The sequence below is a fragment of the Streptomyces sp. SUK 48 genome, from assembly GCF_009650765.1.
In the GTDB taxonomy this organism is placed as follows: Bacteria; Actinomycetota; Actinomycetes; order Streptomycetales; family Streptomycetaceae; genus Streptomyces.
Genome location: NZ_CP045740.1, coordinates 4,797,798 through 4,813,027, shown reverse-complemented (window position 1 = coordinate 4,813,027; position 15,230 = coordinate 4,797,798). Strand labels below are relative to the sequence as shown.

17 protein-coding genes and 1 pseudogene are annotated in these 15,230 nt (G+C 72.5%); 12 read left to right on the top strand and 6 right to left on the bottom strand.

Annotated features, from left to right (window positions below; translation table 11 throughout):
* Nucleotides 1-171 precede the first annotated feature (171 nt).
* The 5 genes from GHR20_RS21080 to mscL all read left to right on the top strand — a co-directional run bounded on the left by GHR20_RS21080 (nt 172) and on the right by mscL (nt 4,249).
* Entirely contained in the window at nt 172-1,467 is a 1,296-nt protein-coding gene (locus GHR20_RS21080) for an MFS transporter (RefSeq protein ID WP_153814069.1), read from the top strand.
* A gap of 67 nt (nt 1,468-1,534) precedes the next feature.
* Nucleotides 1,535-1,852 carry an FmdB family zinc ribbon protein gene (locus tag GHR20_RS21075; protein WP_153814068.1) on the top strand — a complete coding sequence of 106 codons (318 nt, stop codon included), beginning with the start codon at nt 1,535-1,537 and terminating at the stop codon, nt 1,850-1,852.
* 133 nt (nt 1,853-1,985) lie between these two features.
* Complete coding sequence (locus GHR20_RS21070) at nt 1,986-2,819, top strand: S-methyl-5'-thioadenosine phosphorylase (RefSeq protein WP_111583740.1); 834 nt, start codon at nt 1,986-1,988, stop codon at nt 2,817-2,819.
* 206 nt (nt 2,820-3,025) lie between these two features.
* Complete coding sequence (locus tag GHR20_RS21065; protein WP_243878095.1) at nt 3,026-3,652, top strand: hypothetical protein; 627 nt, start codon at nt 3,026-3,028, stop codon at nt 3,650-3,652.
* Between the two features lie 138 nt (nt 3,653-3,790).
* On the top strand, nt 3,791-4,249 hold the full coding sequence (gene mscL, locus GHR20_RS21060) for a large conductance mechanosensitive channel protein MscL (protein ID WP_153814067.1): 459 nt from the start codon (nt 3,791-3,793) through the stop codon (nt 4,247-4,249).
* 4 nt (nt 4,250-4,253) lie between these two features.
* Here the strand turns inward: mscL and GHR20_RS36850 are convergent, their stop codons facing one another.
* Complete coding sequence (locus tag GHR20_RS36850) at nt 4,254-4,430, bottom strand: hypothetical protein (RefSeq protein ID WP_181516324.1); 177 nt, start codon at nt 4,428-4,430, stop codon at nt 4,254-4,256.
* A gap of 94 nt (nt 4,431-4,524) precedes the next feature.
* Between GHR20_RS36850 and GHR20_RS21055 the strand changes: the two genes are divergently transcribed.
* From GHR20_RS21055 to GHR20_RS21040, 4 genes are all read left to right on the top strand, one after another.
* Nucleotides 4,525-5,775: a low temperature requirement protein A gene (locus tag GHR20_RS21055; protein WP_153814066.1), complete on the top strand. Its 1,251-nt coding sequence runs from the start codon at nt 4,525-4,527 to the stop codon at nt 5,773-5,775.
* A gap of 99 nt (nt 5,776-5,874) precedes the next feature.
* Nucleotides 5,875-6,900, top strand: a complete 1,026-nt coding sequence (locus GHR20_RS21050; RefSeq protein ID WP_153814065.1) for a P1 family peptidase — start codon at nt 5,875-5,877, stop codon at nt 6,898-6,900.
* 150 nt (nt 6,901-7,050) lie between these two features.
* Nucleotides 7,051-8,265 carry an Ig-like domain-containing protein gene (locus GHR20_RS21045; protein WP_148026973.1) on the top strand — a complete coding sequence of 405 codons (1,215 nt, stop codon included), beginning with the start codon at nt 7,051-7,053 and terminating at the stop codon, nt 8,263-8,265.
* A 157-nt stretch (nt 8,266-8,422) separates the two neighbouring features.
* The gene (locus GHR20_RS21040; protein ID WP_111583744.1) at nt 8,423-9,169 is read left to right on the top strand and encodes a DUF6227 family protein; all 747 of its coding nucleotides are present in this window, start codon (nt 8,423-8,425) and stop codon (nt 9,167-9,169) included.
* 65 nt (nt 9,170-9,234) lie between these two features.
* On the opposite strand, the gene GHR20_RS21035 is transcribed toward GHR20_RS21040, so the two are convergent.
* Nucleotides 9,235-9,483 (bottom strand): hypothetical protein, encoded by a 249-nt coding sequence (locus tag GHR20_RS21035; RefSeq protein WP_086808321.1) that lies wholly within the window; start codon nt 9,481-9,483, stop codon nt 9,235-9,237.
* A 173-nt stretch (nt 9,484-9,656) separates the two neighbouring features.
* Here GHR20_RS21035 and GHR20_RS21030 point away from each other — a divergent pair, with 173 nt between their 5' ends.
* Nucleotides 9,657-10,622, top strand: coding sequence for a YafY family protein (locus GHR20_RS21030; RefSeq protein WP_194858943.1), 966 nt, complete (start codon nt 9,657-9,659; stop codon nt 10,620-10,622).
* A gap of 18 nt (nt 10,623-10,640) precedes the next feature.
* On the opposite strand, the gene GHR20_RS21025 is transcribed toward GHR20_RS21030, so the two are convergent.
* From GHR20_RS21025 to GHR20_RS21015, 3 genes are all read right to left on the bottom strand, one after another.
* Entirely contained in the window at nt 10,641-10,814 is a 174-nt protein-coding gene (locus GHR20_RS21025) for a hypothetical protein (RefSeq protein WP_243878094.1), read from the bottom strand.
* Entirely contained in the window at nt 10,811-11,662 is an 852-nt protein-coding gene (locus GHR20_RS21020; RefSeq protein WP_343336014.1) for a TetR family transcriptional regulator, read from the bottom strand. The genes GHR20_RS21025 and GHR20_RS21020 overlap by 4 nt, the downstream gene beginning before the upstream one ends.
* Nucleotides 11,663-12,309: 647 nt before the next feature.
* On the bottom strand, nt 12,310-13,311 hold the full coding sequence (locus GHR20_RS21015) for a sigma-70 family RNA polymerase sigma factor (RefSeq protein ID WP_111583746.1): 1,002 nt from the start codon (nt 13,309-13,311) through the stop codon (nt 12,310-12,312).
* Nucleotides 13,312-13,503: 192 nt separating this feature from the next.
* Between GHR20_RS21015 and GHR20_RS37625 the strand changes: the two are divergent.
* Nucleotides 13,504-13,718 (top strand): annotated as a pseudogene (locus GHR20_RS37625) (GNAT family N-acetyltransferase); the annotation flags it as partial.
* Nucleotides 13,719-13,761: 43 nt separating this feature from the next.
* On the opposite strand, the gene GHR20_RS21010 reads toward GHR20_RS37625, so the two are convergent.
* On the bottom strand, nt 13,762-14,568 hold the full coding sequence (locus tag GHR20_RS21010) for a class III extradiol ring-cleavage dioxygenase (RefSeq protein WP_241670940.1): 807 nt from the start codon (nt 14,566-14,568) through the stop codon (nt 13,762-13,764).
* A 128-nt stretch (nt 14,569-14,696) separates the two neighbouring features.
* On the opposite strand from GHR20_RS21010, the gene GHR20_RS21005 reads away from it, so the two are divergent.
* A complete protein-coding gene (locus GHR20_RS21005) occupies nt 14,697-15,206 on the top strand; it encodes a MarR family transcriptional regulator (protein WP_153814064.1) in 510 nt (169 codons plus the stop codon).
* The last annotated feature ends 24 nt before the right edge of the window (nt 15,207-15,230 follow it).

Genomic DNA, 15,230 nt, shown 5'->3' with positions numbered 1-15,230 from the left:
TGATCGAACCAACTCTGCCTGACGCAGAGCTGGCGCGACCGTATGGCGGCCGTGACGCCCCCCACCTTGCCGTGGGCGCCGGTATCTACCGCAGTCCGCGCAAGAGGACAGCTCTCGGCGCCCGGACCCCACAACGGGACGCGCGCTACCAGGCGGCAGAAAGGCACGGCCGTGGGATCCACGGTCACCGACGAGTCGGCGAAGACCTCGACGGCCTCCTCCCGCCCCGGATACGGAGCACTGCTGCGCACCCGCGGCGCCTGGACCTTCCTGCTCCCCGGTTTCGCGGCACGCCAGCCGTTCGCGATGCTCACGCTGTCCATCGTGCTGCTGGTGCAGCACACCACCGGCTCGTACGGCGCCGCCGGCGCCGCCGCGGCCGTCACCGGTGTCTCCATGGCGCTGTTCGCGCCCTACAGCGGGCGCCTGGCCGACCGCTACGGCCAGCGCGCCGTACTGCTCCCCGGCGTCCTGGTGCACACCATCGCGGGTCTGTCCCTGACGGCGCTCGCCCTGGCGCACGCTCCGCTGTGGGTGCTGTTCCTGGCGGCCGTGCCGACCGGCGCCTCGGTACCGCAGGTCGGTCCCATGGTGCGGGCGCGCTGGGGCGTGAAGCTCCAGGGCTCGCCCCTGATGGGCACCGCGGCCGCGTTCGAGTCGGTCACGGACGAGCTGACCTTCGTCTTCGGGCCCCTGCTGGCGACCGCCCTGTGCACCGCCGTCACCCCGGCGGCCGGTCTGCTCACCGAGGCCGCGCTCACCCTCGTGGGTGGTCTGCTGTTCGCCGCGCAGAAGAGCACGCAGCCCGCGGTGACGGCCGCGGCCGGGTCCGCGCGCGTGGAGCACGGCTCCGCGCTCCGGATTCCCGGGGTGCGCGTGCTGATCGTGACCTTCCTCGGCATCGGCTCGGTCTTCGGCGGCATGCAGGTCTCCCTGGCCGCCTTCACCCAGTCGATCGGCGAGCCCGGTCTGAACGGCGTCCTGTACGGCGTCTTCGCCGCGGGAAACATGCTGTCCGGCGTCGTCTGCGGCGCCATCGTCTGGAAGACGGCGCCCCAGCGGCGCCTGGTCGTCGGCTACGCGGCGCTCGCGCTGACCGCGTCCGCGCTGTGGACGGCGCACTCGGTGCTGCTGCTCGCCGCGCTCGGCCTGCTGGTCGGCATGTGCATCGCGCCGTCGCTGATCACCGGCTACACGCTGGTCGAGGCCCTGGTCCCGGCCGGGGCCCGCACCGAGGCGTTCACCTGGCTGACCGGCGCGGTCGCGCTCGGCCAGGCGGCCGCGGTCACCGTCGCCGGGCAGCTGGAGGACCGGCTGTGGGACGGCTCCGGATTCCTGGTCCCGATGGGCGGTACGGTGCTCGCGCTGCTGACCCTGCTGGGGCTGCGATCCGCGCTGATCGCACGCCAGGAGACGCAGACCGTGGCACGTGGCGTCGGTCACCGCTCGCCGGTGACGGTGGACTGATCCCCGGGAATACGTCACTATGGAGCGTCGTTAGCACTCAATGAGTGAGAGTGCCAGGAGGAAGACAGTGCCGACCTACCAGTACCAGTGCACCGAGTGCGGCGAGGGCCTCGAGGCGGTGCAGAAGTTCACCGACGACGCCCTGACCGAGTGCCCCCACTGCAACGGGCGCCTGAAGAAGGTGTTCTCCGCGGTCGGCATCGTCTTCAAGGGCTCCGGCTTCTACCGCAACGATTCGCGCGGCTCCACGTCGAGCAGCAGCCCGGCGACGAAGCCGTCCGGCTCCTCGTCGTCCGACGCGAAGCCGTCCTCGGCCCCGGCGTCGTCCGACTCCAAGTCGGCGTCGACGTCCACGTCGAGCTCGGCCGGCACGTCCGCCGCCTGAGGCGCCGCGCCCCGTTTCTCTTGACGTCCGCCCCGCCGTCCCCCGACGGCGGGGCGTTCGGCGTTCTCCGGCCAAGGTCTCCCGCACGACCAAGGTCTCCTGCGCGGCGTCACGGCCAGCTAATGTCTTGGCCATGGCGAACGCAGAGATCGGCGTAATCGGCGGCTCGGGCTTCTACTCGTTCCTCGACGACGTGACCGAGGTACAAGTGGACACCCCCTACGGGCCGCCCAGTGACTCCCTGTTCCTCGGCGAGATCGCCGGCCGGCGGGTCGCCTTCCTGCCCCGGCACGGCCGCGGCCACCATCTGCCGCCGCACCGCATCAACTACCGCGCCAACCTGTGGGCGCTGCGTTCCGTCGGTGTCCGGCAGGTCCTCGGCCCCTCCGCGGTGGGCGGGCTGCGCGCCGAGTACGGCCCCGGCACGCTGCTGGTGCCGGACCAGTTCGTGGACCGTACGAAGTCCCGCGCCCAGTCGTACTTCGACGGGCTGCCGCTGCCCGACGGCACGGTGCCGAACGTCGTGCACGTGTCCCTGGCCGACCCCTACTGCCCCACCGGGCGGGCGGTCGCGCTGAAGGCCGCCCGCGGCCGGGACTGGGAGCCGGTGGACGGCGGCACGCTGGTCGTGGTCGAGGGGCCGCGCTTCTCCACCCGCGCCGAGTCGCTCTGGCACCAGGCGCAGGGCTGGTCGGTGGTGGGCATGACCGGCCACCCCGAGGCGGCGCTCGCCCGCGAACTGGAGCTGTGCTACACCTCCATGACCCTGGTCACGGACCTCGACGCGGGTGCCGAGACCGGCGAGGGCGTCTCCCACGAGGAGGTCCTCCAGGTGTTCGCCGCCAATGTGGAACGGCTGCGCGGTGTGCTCTTCGACGCGGTGGCCACGCTGCCGGCGACCGGCGAGCGGGACTGCCTGTGCGTGAACGCGCTCGGCGGGATGGACCCGGGCTTCGAGCTGCCTTAGCGGGGGCGGACGGAGAGACGAAGGGCGAGAGGCGAGGGGCTGTGGACAAGTCGCCGTAGCCCGGGCGGACCGCCCGCGGAATTGCCCGTTCGAGTGGGCGAGTTGTCCACAACCGGGCAGTGGTCCACCGGCTCCGGCACGATCCGCCGCGAGGCGTCATCGTGGGCATCGCAAGCCGACGTCCCTCGTCCCAGGCGGTGACCCCGATGCCTCTGCCCTTCACCTCCCTGCTCTCGCCCGCTTCCGACGCGGCCGCCCCGCGCGCCGCGTTCCCCCCTCCCCTGCGCCTGCCCCGCCCCCTGGGCACGGACGCGCCCGCGACCTGCGAGGTGCCGCCGTTCCCCCCGGTGCGGGTGCGCGGCGGGCGGTACCGGGTGCAGCGGCTCGTACGGCACCGGGGGCGGGCGGTGGCGGCCGGCCTCGCGGTGACCGCGGCCGCGCTGGTGGCGGCGGGCCCGGGGACCTCGGCGCAGGCGCACCGCACCGACGCGGCGCCGCGGCCCGCCCGGTCCGCGCGCGGACACCCGCCCGCGGCTCCGCTGCCTCCGCCCCGCCCGGCGGGCCTGGTCGCGGCTCCGGTGCGGATCGCCGACGCGGCCACCGTCCGGCTGCTGCGCCCCGGTGACCGGGTCGACGTGGTCGCCGCGCAGGATCCGTCCGCCGGGGGCGGCGCGCGGGTGCTCGCGCGCGGGGTGCGGGTGACGCGGGTGCCGGCGCCGCTGGACGGCGCGGCCGAGACCGGCGCGCTCGTCGTGCTCGCGGTGCCGCGCGCCCTGGCGGCCGGGCTCGTCGGTGCGAGTGCCACGGCGCGGCTGGCGGTGACGCTGTGCTGAACCGTGTCGGACTTTTTCCCGGCGGCGCGCTGTCAAGTCCCTCCTTCAGGGGACTGGATTGGACAGTATGGCCGTATGGTGCCGTAGGTTGCGGAGCGTTTTGTTCCACAACTTGTGCATGCGAGGAGCGTCCCCGAGGTGAGCGCGAAGAAGGAACCGAGCGTCCTGCAAGGCTTCAGGGCCTTCCTGATGCGCGGCAATGTCATCGACCTGGCAGTGGCGGTCGTCATCGGCGCCGCCTTCACGAACATCGTCAACGCGGTGGTGAAGGGGATCATCAACCCGCTGGTCGGCGCGATCGGCACCCAGAACCTGGACAACTACAGCACGTGCCTGAGCGACTCGTGCCACGGAACGCACGGCATCCAGCTGATGTGGGGTTCCGTCCTCGGCGCCGCGCTGTCCTTCCTGATCACCGCCACGGTGGTGTACTTCCTGATGGTCCTGCCGATGTCGAAGTACCTGGCCCGGCAGGCGGCCCGCAAGGCGGCGCGGGAGGGCACCCAGGAGGTCCTCGAGGTGTCCGAGCTGGAGGTGCTCAAGGAGATCCGCGACGCCCTGATCGCCCAGCGCGGCACGGGCCACGACGACCACTGACGGTTCAGATGTGGTGGGGCGGCTTCTCGTCGAGGAAGCGCTTGAGGTCGGCGGCGCTGTCGCCGGACGGCCGCTCGCCCCAGCCGCGGTCGGTGTCGTCCGAGGACTGCTGGTCCAGCGGATCATCGAAGACCAGCGCGGGCTTCGGGTCACGCGGTCCGGGGGCGGGGGCATCGCTCATGCGTCCAGGGTACGGCCCTCCTCCCGGTGGACCGGCGGCCACAGGTGAGCGCCCGCGCAAGCCCCCGGCCCGGTTTTCTGCTGTGCTGAGAGGCATGACGCCGAGTTCCACCCCGGCGCCCGCTGCTCCGGGCGCATCCCACCCCGCATCCCACGCCTCCGGCCCCGTGCGACGGCTCACCGCGCGCGGGCGGGACGAGGCCCACCGGGTCTCCTCCCCGCTGGAGCTCCTCTTCGACCTGTGTTTCGTCGTGGCGGTCTCCCAGGCGGGCGTGCAGCTGGTGCACGCCGTCTCCGCGGGCCACCCCGGCACCGGGGTCCTCAACTACGCGATGGTGTTCTTCGCCATCTGGTGGGCCTGGATGAACTTCTCCTGGTTCGCCTCGGCGTACGACAACGACGACGTGCTCTACCGGGTCGTCACCCTGGTGCAGATCGCCGGCGTCCTGGTGCTGGCCGCCGGTGTCTCCCGGGCCTTCCAGCAGCACGACTACATGACGGTCTGGCTCGGCTACGTGATCATGCGGCTCGCGATGGCCACCCAGTGGCTGAGAGCCGCGCGGACCGCCGAGGGCGGCGAACGCAGGGCCGCGCTGCGCTACGCGGGCGGGGTGCTGCTGTGCCAGGTCGGCTGGGCCGGTCTGGTGGTGCTGCCGCAGCCCGCCCGCCCCTGGGTGTTCCTGGTGATGGCGATCGCGGAGATGTGCGTGCCGCTGTTCGCCGAGCGGGAGTACGAGACCTCCTGGCATCCGCACCACATCGCCGAGCGGTACGGACTGTTCACGATCATCGTGCTCGGCGAGACGATCGCCTCCGCCACGGTCGCCGTGAAGTCGGCCGTGGACGAGCACTCGGCACTGGGCGAGCTGCTGCCGATCGCGGCGGGCGGGCTCCTGATCGTGTTCTCCGCCTGGTGGATCTACTTCGTGGTGCCCATCCACGGTCATCTGCGCTCCGGCGGACGGGCGTTCCTGTGGGGGTACGGCCACTATCTGATCTTCTCCTCGGCGGCGGCGATCGGCGCGGGCCTGGAGGTGGCCGTGGAGGAGACGGTCGGCTCGGCACACCTGTCCACGGCGGCCGCGTCGGCGGCGGTGACCCTGCCGACGGCGCTGTATCTGCTGACCGTCTGGGCCCTGCACGCACGGCACTTCAAGGTGGGCATCGCCCAGCAGCTGGTGCTGCCGGTCACCGCGCTGCTGGTGCTCGGCTGCACCTTCCTGGGCGGCTGGTCGGTGCTCGCGGCGGGCCTGGTCTGCGCGGCGGCGGTGGCGACCGGGGTGACCCTGACGGCCCGCATGGTCCGGAGGGAGCGCACGGCGAACGCCGGGACAGCGACCGGCTGAGCCCTTCGGCGACCGGCCGAGCCCTCGCCGGCCGGCTGACCCGTCGGTGGCCGGGCTGAGCCCTTCGGTGGCCGGCGGGGCTCGGGCAGACTGGCGGTCATGACAGTTGACGCGCTGACAGATGTCGCCGGGGTGCGGGTCGGACACGCCACCCGGACCGGGGACGGGCGGCTCACCGGGACCACCGTCGTACTGGCACCGGAGGGCGGGGCCGTGGCCGCCGTGGACGTGCGCGGGGGCGGGCCCGGCACCAAGGAGACCGACGCGCTCGATCCGCGCAATGTGGTCCAGCGGGTCGACGCGATCGTGCTCACCGGGGGCAGCGCCTACGGGCTCGACGCGGCATCCGGGGTGATGGCCTGGCTGGAGGAGCGGGGCCGGGGCGTGCGAGTGGGTCTTGATCCGGCGCATGTTGTGCCGGTGGTGCCCGCCGCCTGCGTCTTCGACCTGGGGCGCGGCGGTGACTTCCGGGCCCGCCCGGACGCCTCGACGGGCCGCGCGGCGGTGGAGGCGGCGGCCGCGACCGAGGCGGGCGCCCCGGTGGCGCAGGGCTGTGTGGGGGCCGGGACCGGCGCGGCGACCGGCTGGCTCAAGGGCGGCATCGGCACGGCGAGCACGGTCCTGGACTCGGGGATCACGGTCGCCGCCCTGGTGGTCGCGAACGCGGCGGGTTCGGTGATGGATCCGGAGACGGGGGTGCTGTACGGGGAGTTGTACGACGGCCGGGTCGCGTACCCGCAGCGGCAGGTGCACGAGGCCGCGCTGCGGCGGCTGGAGGAGTCCGGGGCGGGCCGTACGCCGCCGCCGCTGAACACGACGCTGGCGGTCGTCGCCACCGACGCCGACCTGACCAAGGCCCAGGCCCAGAAGCTGGCCGGCACCGCGCACGACGGCATCGCCCGCGCCGTCCGCCCGGTCCACCTGCTGCACGACGGGGACACGGTCTTCACCCTGGCCACCGGCGCCCGGCCGCTCGCCGCCCACCCGCTCGCCCTCAACGAGCTGCTCGCGGCGGGCGCGGACCTGGTGACCCGGGCGATCGTGCGGGCGGTGCGCGCGGCCGAGCCGGTCGACGGACCGGGCGGAGCGTGGCCGTCGTACGGGGAGTTGTACGGCCTCCCGTAGCGGGAGCGCGTCGCCACCGGACGCGGATTGTCGCGGTTCTGTCACGTCGTGGCCTTACGCGGACTTGGGGGGAACCTCAGGGACTGTTTACACACTCTTTCTCGGCGCATGGGAACGGACCACGCACACCACACGAACCTGGAGCAGCCCGTGACAACGCCGGACATTGCAGCGCGGCGCGCACTGGGGGCCTGTGCCGCCCTGATGGTCGGCGCCCTCACCCTGACCGCCTGCGGCGGCGACGCCAACGCCTCGAACAAGGGCGGCGGCAAGGACTCCCCGAAGACCTCGACGGCGAAGATAGCGATCTCGGCGAAGGACGGCGCGACGGACGCGTCCGTCAACGCGACCGGGGTGAAGGTCAGCGACGGCACGCTGACCGACGTGAAGATGACCCTGTCGGGCTCGGCGCAGGCCGTGCCGGGGGCGATATCGGCGGACGGCCACAGCTGGAAGCCGAAGCAGCGCCTCGAACTCGGCACGAAGTACCAGATAGCCGCGCGGGCGAAGGACGCCGACGGGCGCCCGGCGGCGGCCAACGCCATCTTCAGCACCGTGAGTTCGGCGAGCAGCTTCATCGGCACCTACACGCCGGACGACGGCAGCACGGTCGGTGTGGGCATGCCGGTGTCGTTCACCTTCAACAAGTCGATCAGCGACAAGAAGGCCGTGCAGTCGCACATCGCGGTCAACTCCAGCAGCGGCCAGGAGGTGGTCGGGCACTGGTTCGGCGACCGGCGCCTGGACTTCCGGCCGAAGGACTACTGGAAGGCCGGCTCCAAGGTCACGATGAAGATCGACCTGGACCATGTGCAGGGCGCCCAGGGCATCTACGGCGTGCAGAAGAAGACCGTCTCCTTCACGGTGGGGCGCTCGCAGGTCTCCACGGTCGACGTCGGCACGCAGACGATGACCGTGGTGCGCGACGGCCGGACGCTCAAGTCGGTGCCGATCTCCGGGGGCAGCGCGGAACACACCACGTACAACGGTCAGATGGTGATCTCCGAGAAGTTCACCCAGACCCGGATGAACGGCTCGACGGTCGGCTTCGGCGGGGAGTACGACATCCCGGACGTGCCGCACGCGATGCGCCTGACGTCCTCGGGCACCTTCCTCCACGGCAACTACTGGTACAACCGGGGCAATCCGCCGTTCGGCCGGCAGGGCACCAGCCACGGCTGCGTGGGCCTCGCGGACGTGCAGGGCGCGCAGGGCGACACCCCGGCGAAGTGGTTCTTCGACAACTCGCTCGTCGGCGACGTGGTGATCGTGAAGAACTCCCCCGACACCACCGTGTCCCCGGACAACGGCCTCAATGGCTGGAACATGTCCTGGAGCGCCTGGACCGCCGGAAGTGCCGCCTGACCGACGGGTTTTGACGGTTTTTGGGGCCGCGCGGGAACATCTCGCGCGGCCCGCGCGTTTTTCCGGTGTTCCATTTCCCCATTCCCGGACATGATGTCCGATCGAGGGGCTACGGTATGCACCCACAAGGTGACATGCAGCAACGCCGGGAGATGCCTTGAGCGTTCCGTACGAGACGGCAGCGCCCGAACCAGCCGAGTCGCCCGAGTCGCCCGAGGATCACCTCGCGCGACTCCTCGGCCGCGCCCTGAACTCCTTCGAACTGCCCGACGAGGTGATCCTGCGGCTCGACTGCGCTTTGGCGTACGACAGTTCGCTGCACTCCGCGCACCACAGCGCCGGGCTGCACCGGGAGACGTACCGGCACACCTGGCTGCTCGCCGACGGTTCGGCGGTCACGCTGTGGGAGCTGGCGCACAACACCACTCCGGGCAGCGCCCCGGACCATGAGGTGTACACCGACGAGGAGGAGCTGCATACGGCCACCTCGCGCCTCGGATTACCCCCGGACGCGCCCGAACTGGAGCTGCCCGCGCCGACCTGGCTGTGGGCGGTCCCCGCGCCCCGGCATGTGTTCGCCTGCGGCGACTCCGCCGACCACGCCCGCCGGCTGCTGCGCCGCGCGGAGAACGCGGACCATCCCGGCGACCGCACGGCGGACCTGCTGGCCACGGCGACGGCGCACGAGATCACCCAGGCTTTCGGCCGTCCGGGCCGGGCGGGCCGCTCGGGGCTGAGTTATGTGCTGTACGAGCACGCGTTCCTGCTGCCGGACGACAGCGAGATCTCCCTGTGGGAGGTCGAGCACACGGCGACGCCGGACGGCCGCCATATGTGCGAGGTGTACATGTCGGAGGACGCGGCCCGTTCCGCGATGGAGCGGCGCGCGGCACGACTGGGGTGACGGCCGGACCGACGGTGAGGCGGGCGGGGCGACAGGCAGCGGGGCGGGCGGCCCGGCCGGGCCGGTCAGCGGTGGCCGAGCTGTCGTATCAGCCCGGCGAAGGCGTCCTGTTCGGCCGGGGTCAGCTCCACCGACTCCCGCGGCGGGCCGGTCCGCTGGGCGGGGAGGAACGGCAGGCGGGCGGCCGCGAGTTCGCGCAGCGCCTGTGCGCGGAACCGGCGCAGCAGACGCAGTACGCCGATCGCCCAGACCACGCCGGCCAGGGTGAGGAAGACCGCGGCGACCAGCTGGAGGGTCGACAGATGCTCGGGCATACCCACCAGTACACACCACTGCGGGGCACTTCGACCCCGGACCGTGACGTATCTCGCAGGTGCCGTGAACAACACACACGGGATCAACCGGACCAAAAGGTCAGGTGAGCGGGGGCGAACGCCCGCCGGGATCAGGTCAGGGACCGACCTGGTCTTACGGCATTCTCGTACGCATGACGACCGCCACCCCGGCACGGCTGCTCCAGTTGCTCTCCCTCCTCCAGACGCCCCGTGAGTGGCCCGGCGGTGAGCTGGCCGAACGGCTCGCGGTGTCGCGCCGTACCGTGCGGCGGGACATCGACCGGCTGCGCGAGCTGGGTTATCCGGTGGAGGCGACGAAGGGTGCGGACGGCGGGTACCGGCTGGTCGCGGGCAAGGCGATGCCGCCGCTGGTGCTGGACGACGAGGAGGCCGTCGCCATCGCGGTCGGGCTGCGGGCCGGTGCCGGGCACGCGGTGGCGGGCGTGGACGAGGCGTCGGTGCGGGCCCTCGCCAAGCTGGAGCAGGTCCTGCCGGCCCGGCTGCGGCACCGGGTGTCCACCCTCCAGGCCGCGACCACCCCGCTGACCGCCGGGGACGGCGCGAGCATCCCCGCACAGACGCTGACGCTGCTGGCCTCGGCCGTGGCGGGCCGGGAGCGGCTGCGGTTCGCCTATCGCGACAAGGAGGGCGGCGCGTCCCGCCGGCTGGCCGAGCCGCACCGGCTGGTGTCGACGGGGCGGCGCTGGTACCTGGTCGCGTACGACCTCGACCGAGCGGACTGGCGCACGTTCCGGGTGGACCGGGTGAGCGAGCCGTTCGCCACCGGAGTCCGGTTCGAGCAGCGGGAGTTGCCGGCGGGCGGCGCGGCGGAGTATCTGCGGCAGTCGATCCAGCAGTGGCAGGAGGCGTACGGGTTCGAGGTGCGGTTCGCCGCGTCCCCGGCGGAGGTCGCCGAACGGCTCCCGGCGGCGCTCGGGACGCTCACGGACGACGGCGAGGGCGGCTGTGTCCTGACGGGCGGCACCGGCGACCCCGTGGAGTGGCTGACCGTCCGGCTGGCGCTGACGGGGTACGAGTTCGCCGTCCGGGCACCGGATGAACTGGTCGCGTGCGTCAGGGAGTTGGGGGGACGGCTGAGCCGGGCCGGGGGCGTCTGAGCCCGCTCGGGGAAGCCCTCAGCGCGCGCCGTCCCAGTCGAAGCCGCCCAGGGCCTTGAGGTTGCGCAGGGCCAGCGCCGCGGGGCCGTCCGGGCCGGCGGGCGGGGAGGCGGTGGCGGCCCAGGACTGCACGGCGACGCGTACGGCGCTCCCGGCGACGGCGGCGGCGAAGCGCAGCCCGGGGGTGATCACGGGGACGGCGAGCGGCGCCTCGTCCGGCCCGGCGCCGGGAACGGGCTCCGCACCGGGACCGGGTTCCGCACCGGCCGGTGCGCCGAGCGGACCGGAGGCGCCTCCCGGCTTCCCGGCACTCGAAGCACGGACGGCGCCCGGAGTGCGGCCCGCTCCCGGAGCACGGCCGGCTCCCGGCTCCCCGCGTACGGCTCCCCCGCGTACGGCTCCCCCGCGAACGCCCCGCTCCCGTACGGCTCCCCCGCAGGCGTCTCCCCCGCAGCCACCCCTTCTCCCACCGCGCCCGCCGCCACCGCGCCCGTCCCCTCCGTGGACGCCGCTCCCCATCCCGGCGTCGTCAGCCGCCGCGCGAGGATCTCCGCGAGCGCCTCCTCCGACGTCTGGCCCACCTCGGCCCAGACCTTGCGCAGGCCGGGGCTGGTGTCGCTCAGGCGGATCAGGGTGCGGACCCATTCCCAGGAGGCCGCGGAGACCCCGGCGCCGGGGGTGAGGGTGTGCTCGGCGGCGTGTTCCAGGGCCTGCGGGACGGTGAGCCCGGCCGGGGCGGCGCGGACGGCCTCGGCCCAGCGCTGGGCGCCGGCGGCGTAGAGGGGCGCGACCGCCTCTTCCTTGGTGGCGAAGTAGCGGTAGAAGGTGCGCGGTGCGATGCCCGCCTGCTGGGCGATGTCCTCGGCACGGGTGGCCCGCAGTCCCTGGTGGACGAACAGCGCGGCCGCGGCCCGGGCGATCTCCATCCGGGTCTCGGCCTTGCGGCGCTCGGTGAGCGAGGGCGCCGGCCCGGCGCCGGGAGGTGACTGCGGGGTGGAGCCGGAGGTGGAGCGGGGGGTAGGACTGGGGGTGGTGCTCATCTCGGCAGGCTATGCCCGTGTGGCAGAATCTGCCATCCGGCGGTTCACCCCGGGGTTCAGGTACGGGGTGGGCCGCCCCTTGCCTTTTCCGCCGCCGCCGCACCGCTTCCCAGCGTCGCACGGCCGGGCCGCTCCCGCAGGCGGAGACCGCATACGGGTCCGCACCAAGCCGCCAACTTCTCCACAGGGAGCGGATGATGGCTCTTTCCACCCTCAAGGGCCGTGTAAAGGCGTGGAGTTGGGGCCAAGTGGCGCGGAAGTGCCGTTTCGAACCACGCCGTCGCGAGAGCTGAGGCCCGGACCACCGCCCGGCCCGTGGCGAAAGAAGCCGGGCTCCGGCGCCCGGGGGGTGGGCGCCGAAGCCCGGCTCTGGGAAGTCCCGGCGCCGGGGGGGATGTGCGCAGGGACCTGGCTCACGTGGGGTCGGCCGAAGGTGCGTGGGGCGGCCGGGTGCGGATCGGCGGTGTCGGCTGTGACGCGCTGGTGCGGCTGGTCCGTTGCTGACTCGGTGTGGGGAGTGCGGCGTTCACCGGGCCCCGCTGGCGGGCCCGGAGAGGTTGTTCCCTCGGGCCCTGCGGTTGAAGCGGTCCCGGGGCGCCATGTTTGCGCCGTCTTTCGCCACCCGGCGTACGCGGCCCCGCCCCCCCTTACGCCGCCGCGTCGAACCCGGTGTCCCGCGCCAGCTTCTTCAGCTCCAGCAGGGCGTGCTTCTCGATCTGCCGGATGCGCTCACGGGTCAGACCGTGCTCCTTGCCGACCTCGGTCAGGGTGCGCTCGCGGCCGTCCTCGATGCCGTACCGCATCTTGATGATGGAGGCCGTGCGCTGGTCCAGGCGGCCGATCAGGTCGTCCAGCTCCTCGCTGCGCAGCAGGGTCATCACGGACTGCTCGGGGCTGACCGCGGAGGTGTCCTCCAGCAGGTCGCCGAACTGGGTCTCGCCCTGGTCGTCCACCGCCATGTTCAGCGAGACCGGGTCACGGGCCCAGTCGAGGACGTCGGTGACGCGCTCCGGCGTGGAGCCCAGCTCCGCCGCGATCTCCGTCGGCTCCGGCTCGCGGCCGTGCTCCCGGTTGAACTCGCGCTGCACCCGGCGGATGCGGCCCAGCTCCTCCACCAGGTGGACGGGGAGGCGGATGGTGCGCGACTGGTCGGCGATGGAGCGGGTGATGGCCTGGCGGATCCACCAGGTGGCGTACGTGGAGAACTTGAAGCCCTTGCGGTAGTCGAACTTCTCGACGGCGCGCACCAGGCCCGCGTTGCCCTCCTGGATCAGGTCGAGCAGGGGCAGACCGCTGCGCGGGTAGCGCCGCGCGACCGCGACGACCAGGCGCAGGTTGGAGCGGATGAAGACGTCCTTGGCCCGCTCACTCGCGGCGACCAGGGTTTCCAGCTCCTCACGGGTGGCGTCCGAGGTGGTGTCCTCGAACCCGTCGAGAACCTGTCGCGCGAACACACCCGCCTCGATGGTCTGGGACAGCTCGACCTCCTTGGCGGCGTCGAGCAGCGGTGTGCGCGCTATCTCGTCGAGGTACATGCCGACCAGGTCGCGGTCCGCGATCTCGCCGCCATGAGCGCGAACACTGCTTGCCGAGTCGGCCGTCTCGCCGGAGGCGGCGGACTTACGACGGGCGACGGCACGGGTTGCCATGCGTGCTCCCTTGCGATGGTGGGCTGGCGGGTGGTCCTGAACGCTGCGGGTCTCCAGAGGCTGTCCTTGGGGACTCTCCTCTGAGTGCCCTGCATCCGATGGAAACAACGACTGGAATCAGGACAGAATTCCCAACCCGCCCCTCAATTTTTCTGATCATGCAGTACCCTGTTCCGCCGCATGGGAGACCAGATGGTGTCCGATCCCACAGAGGCGCAGGTCAGACCAGGAGTCGAGGGGGATCTCGATGTCCTCACGGAGATCTACGACCACTCTGCGCGCGGGACGGCCATCACGTTCGACACCGTCCCTCTCACCCCGCCTCACCCCGCGTGCGCGCCTGCCCCGGCCGCTCTCCCCGCCTCTCCCACCCGGAAGACGGCCCGCACCGCCTGATGGTTGCCACGCGGACCGATCCGGACACCGCCGGCGCCGAGACCCCCCGAGCCGCTACCCGAACTGCACCGACCGCTTCGCCAGCCCCAGCCAGAACCCGTCGATCACCGACTTCTGCGCGTCCAGCTCGCCGGCGGCCTCCGCCGCGCCCATGGTGACGAAGAGCGGGGCGAAGTGTTCGGTGCGCGGGTGGGCGTACCGGCCGGCCGGGGCCTTGCCCAGGAAGTCGAGGAGGGCGTCCCAGTCGCGGTCCGCCAGGGCGCGCCGGCCCCAGTCGTCGAACTCGGCGGACCAGCTCGGCACGGACCCGCCCGGCTGACGCAGGGCGGCCAGGTTGTGGGTGAAGAAGCCGGAGCCGATGATCAGCACGCCCTCGTCGCGCAGCGGGGCGAGCCTGCGGCCGACCTCCATGAGCCGCCTCGGGTCGAGGGTGGGCATGGAGACCTGGAGCACCGGGATGTCGGCCCGCGGGAACATCTCGACGAGGGGGACGTAGGCACCGTGGTCGAGGCCGCGGTCGGGCATGTCCTGGACGGGTGTACCGGGGGCGCGCAGCAGCTTGCGGACCGACGCGGCCAGCTCCGGCGCGCCGGGGGCGTCGTACCGGACCCGGTAGTAGTGCTCCGGGAAGCCCCAGAAGTCGTAGACCAGCGGGACGGTCTCGATCGCGCCGAGGGCGAGCGGGGCCTCCTCCCAGTGGGCGGAGACGATGAGGATGGCCTTGGGGCGGGGCAGCGCCGCGGCCCAGGCGGCGAGCTGGCCGGGCCACACCGGGTCGTCGGCGAGCGGCGGGGCGCCGTGGCTGAGGTACAGGGCGGGCATGCGCTCCTCGGCGGCGCGCTCCGTGGCGGCGACGGACATGACGGCGACTCCCTCTCGTCCCGGCGGGACCGGACGCGTCCGGTCATTTGCTTGAACTCTCAAGCTCTACCGAAACACCGTACGTCAACTAGTTCAAGTTTCAAAGAGACCTTTCGTAAAGTGGACCCATGAACACGGCACCGGACTCCGCCGCATCGCACCGCTGGCTCACCCCCGAGGAACAGCGCGTCTGGCGCGCCTACCTGCACGCGACCACCCTGCTGGAGGACCACCTCGACCGGCAGCTGCAACGCGACGCGGGCATGCCGCACATCTACTACGGCCTGCTCGTCACGCTCGCCGAGGCGCCCAGGCGCCGGCTGCGGATGACCGAACTGGCGATGAAGTCGAAGATCACCCGCTCCCGGCTCTCGCACGCGATCAGCCGGCTGGAGAAGAACGGCTGGGTGCGCCGCGAGAACTGCCCCTCCGACAAGCGCGGCCAGTTCGCGGTGCTCACCGAGGAGGGCGCGGACGTGCTCGGCCGTACCGCCCCGGGCCATGTGACCGCCGTACGCCAGGCCCTGTTCGACCGGCTCAGCCCAAAACAGCAGAAGGCCCTCGGCGAGATCATGGAGATCGTCGCCGAGGGCCTGCAGCCGGACGAGGAGGGTGCGGACCTCCCCTGGCTCCGCTAACTCACCTGACTCACCGAGTGCACG

Coding starts and splice junctions, on each gene's coding strand:
- GHR20_RS21070 (WP_111583740.1), top strand. CDS start 1,986: ATGGCGAACGCAGAGATCGGCGTAATCGGCGGCTCGGGCTTCTACTCG.
- GHR20_RS21065 (WP_243878095.1), top strand. CDS start 3,026: ATGCCTCTGCCCTTCACCTCCCTGCTCTCGCCCGCTTCCGACGCGGCC.
- GHR20_RS36850 (WP_181516324.1), bottom strand. CDS start 4,430: ATGAGCGATGCCCCCGCCCCCGGACCGCGTGACCCGAAGCCCGCGCTG.
- GHR20_RS21055 (WP_153814066.1), top strand. CDS start 4,525: ATGACGCCGAGTTCCACCCCGGCGCCCGCTGCTCCGGGCGCATCCCAC.
- GHR20_RS21050 (WP_153814065.1), top strand. CDS start 5,875: ATGACAGTTGACGCGCTGACAGATGTCGCCGGGGTGCGGGTCGGACAC.
- GHR20_RS21035 (WP_086808321.1), bottom strand. CDS start 9,483: ATGCCCGAGCATCTGTCGACCCTCCAGCTGGTCGCCGCGGTCTTCCTC.
- GHR20_RS21030 (WP_194858943.1), top strand. CDS start 9,657: ATGACGACCGCCACCCCGGCACGGCTGCTCCAGTTGCTCTCCCTCCTC.
- GHR20_RS21020 (WP_343336014.1), bottom strand. CDS start 11,662: ATGAGCACCACCCCCAGTCCTACCCCCCGCTCCACCTCCGGCTCCACC.
- GHR20_RS21015 (WP_111583746.1), bottom strand. CDS start 13,311: ATGGCAACCCGTGCCGTCGCCCGTCGTAAGTCCGCCGCCTCCGGCGAG.
- GHR20_RS21010 (WP_241670940.1), bottom strand. CDS start 14,568: ATGTCCGTCGCCGCCACGGAGCGCGCCGCCGAGGAGCGCATGCCCGCC.
- GHR20_RS21005 (WP_153814064.1), top strand. CDS start 14,697: ATGAACACGGCACCGGACTCCGCCGCATCGCACCGCTGGCTCACCCCC.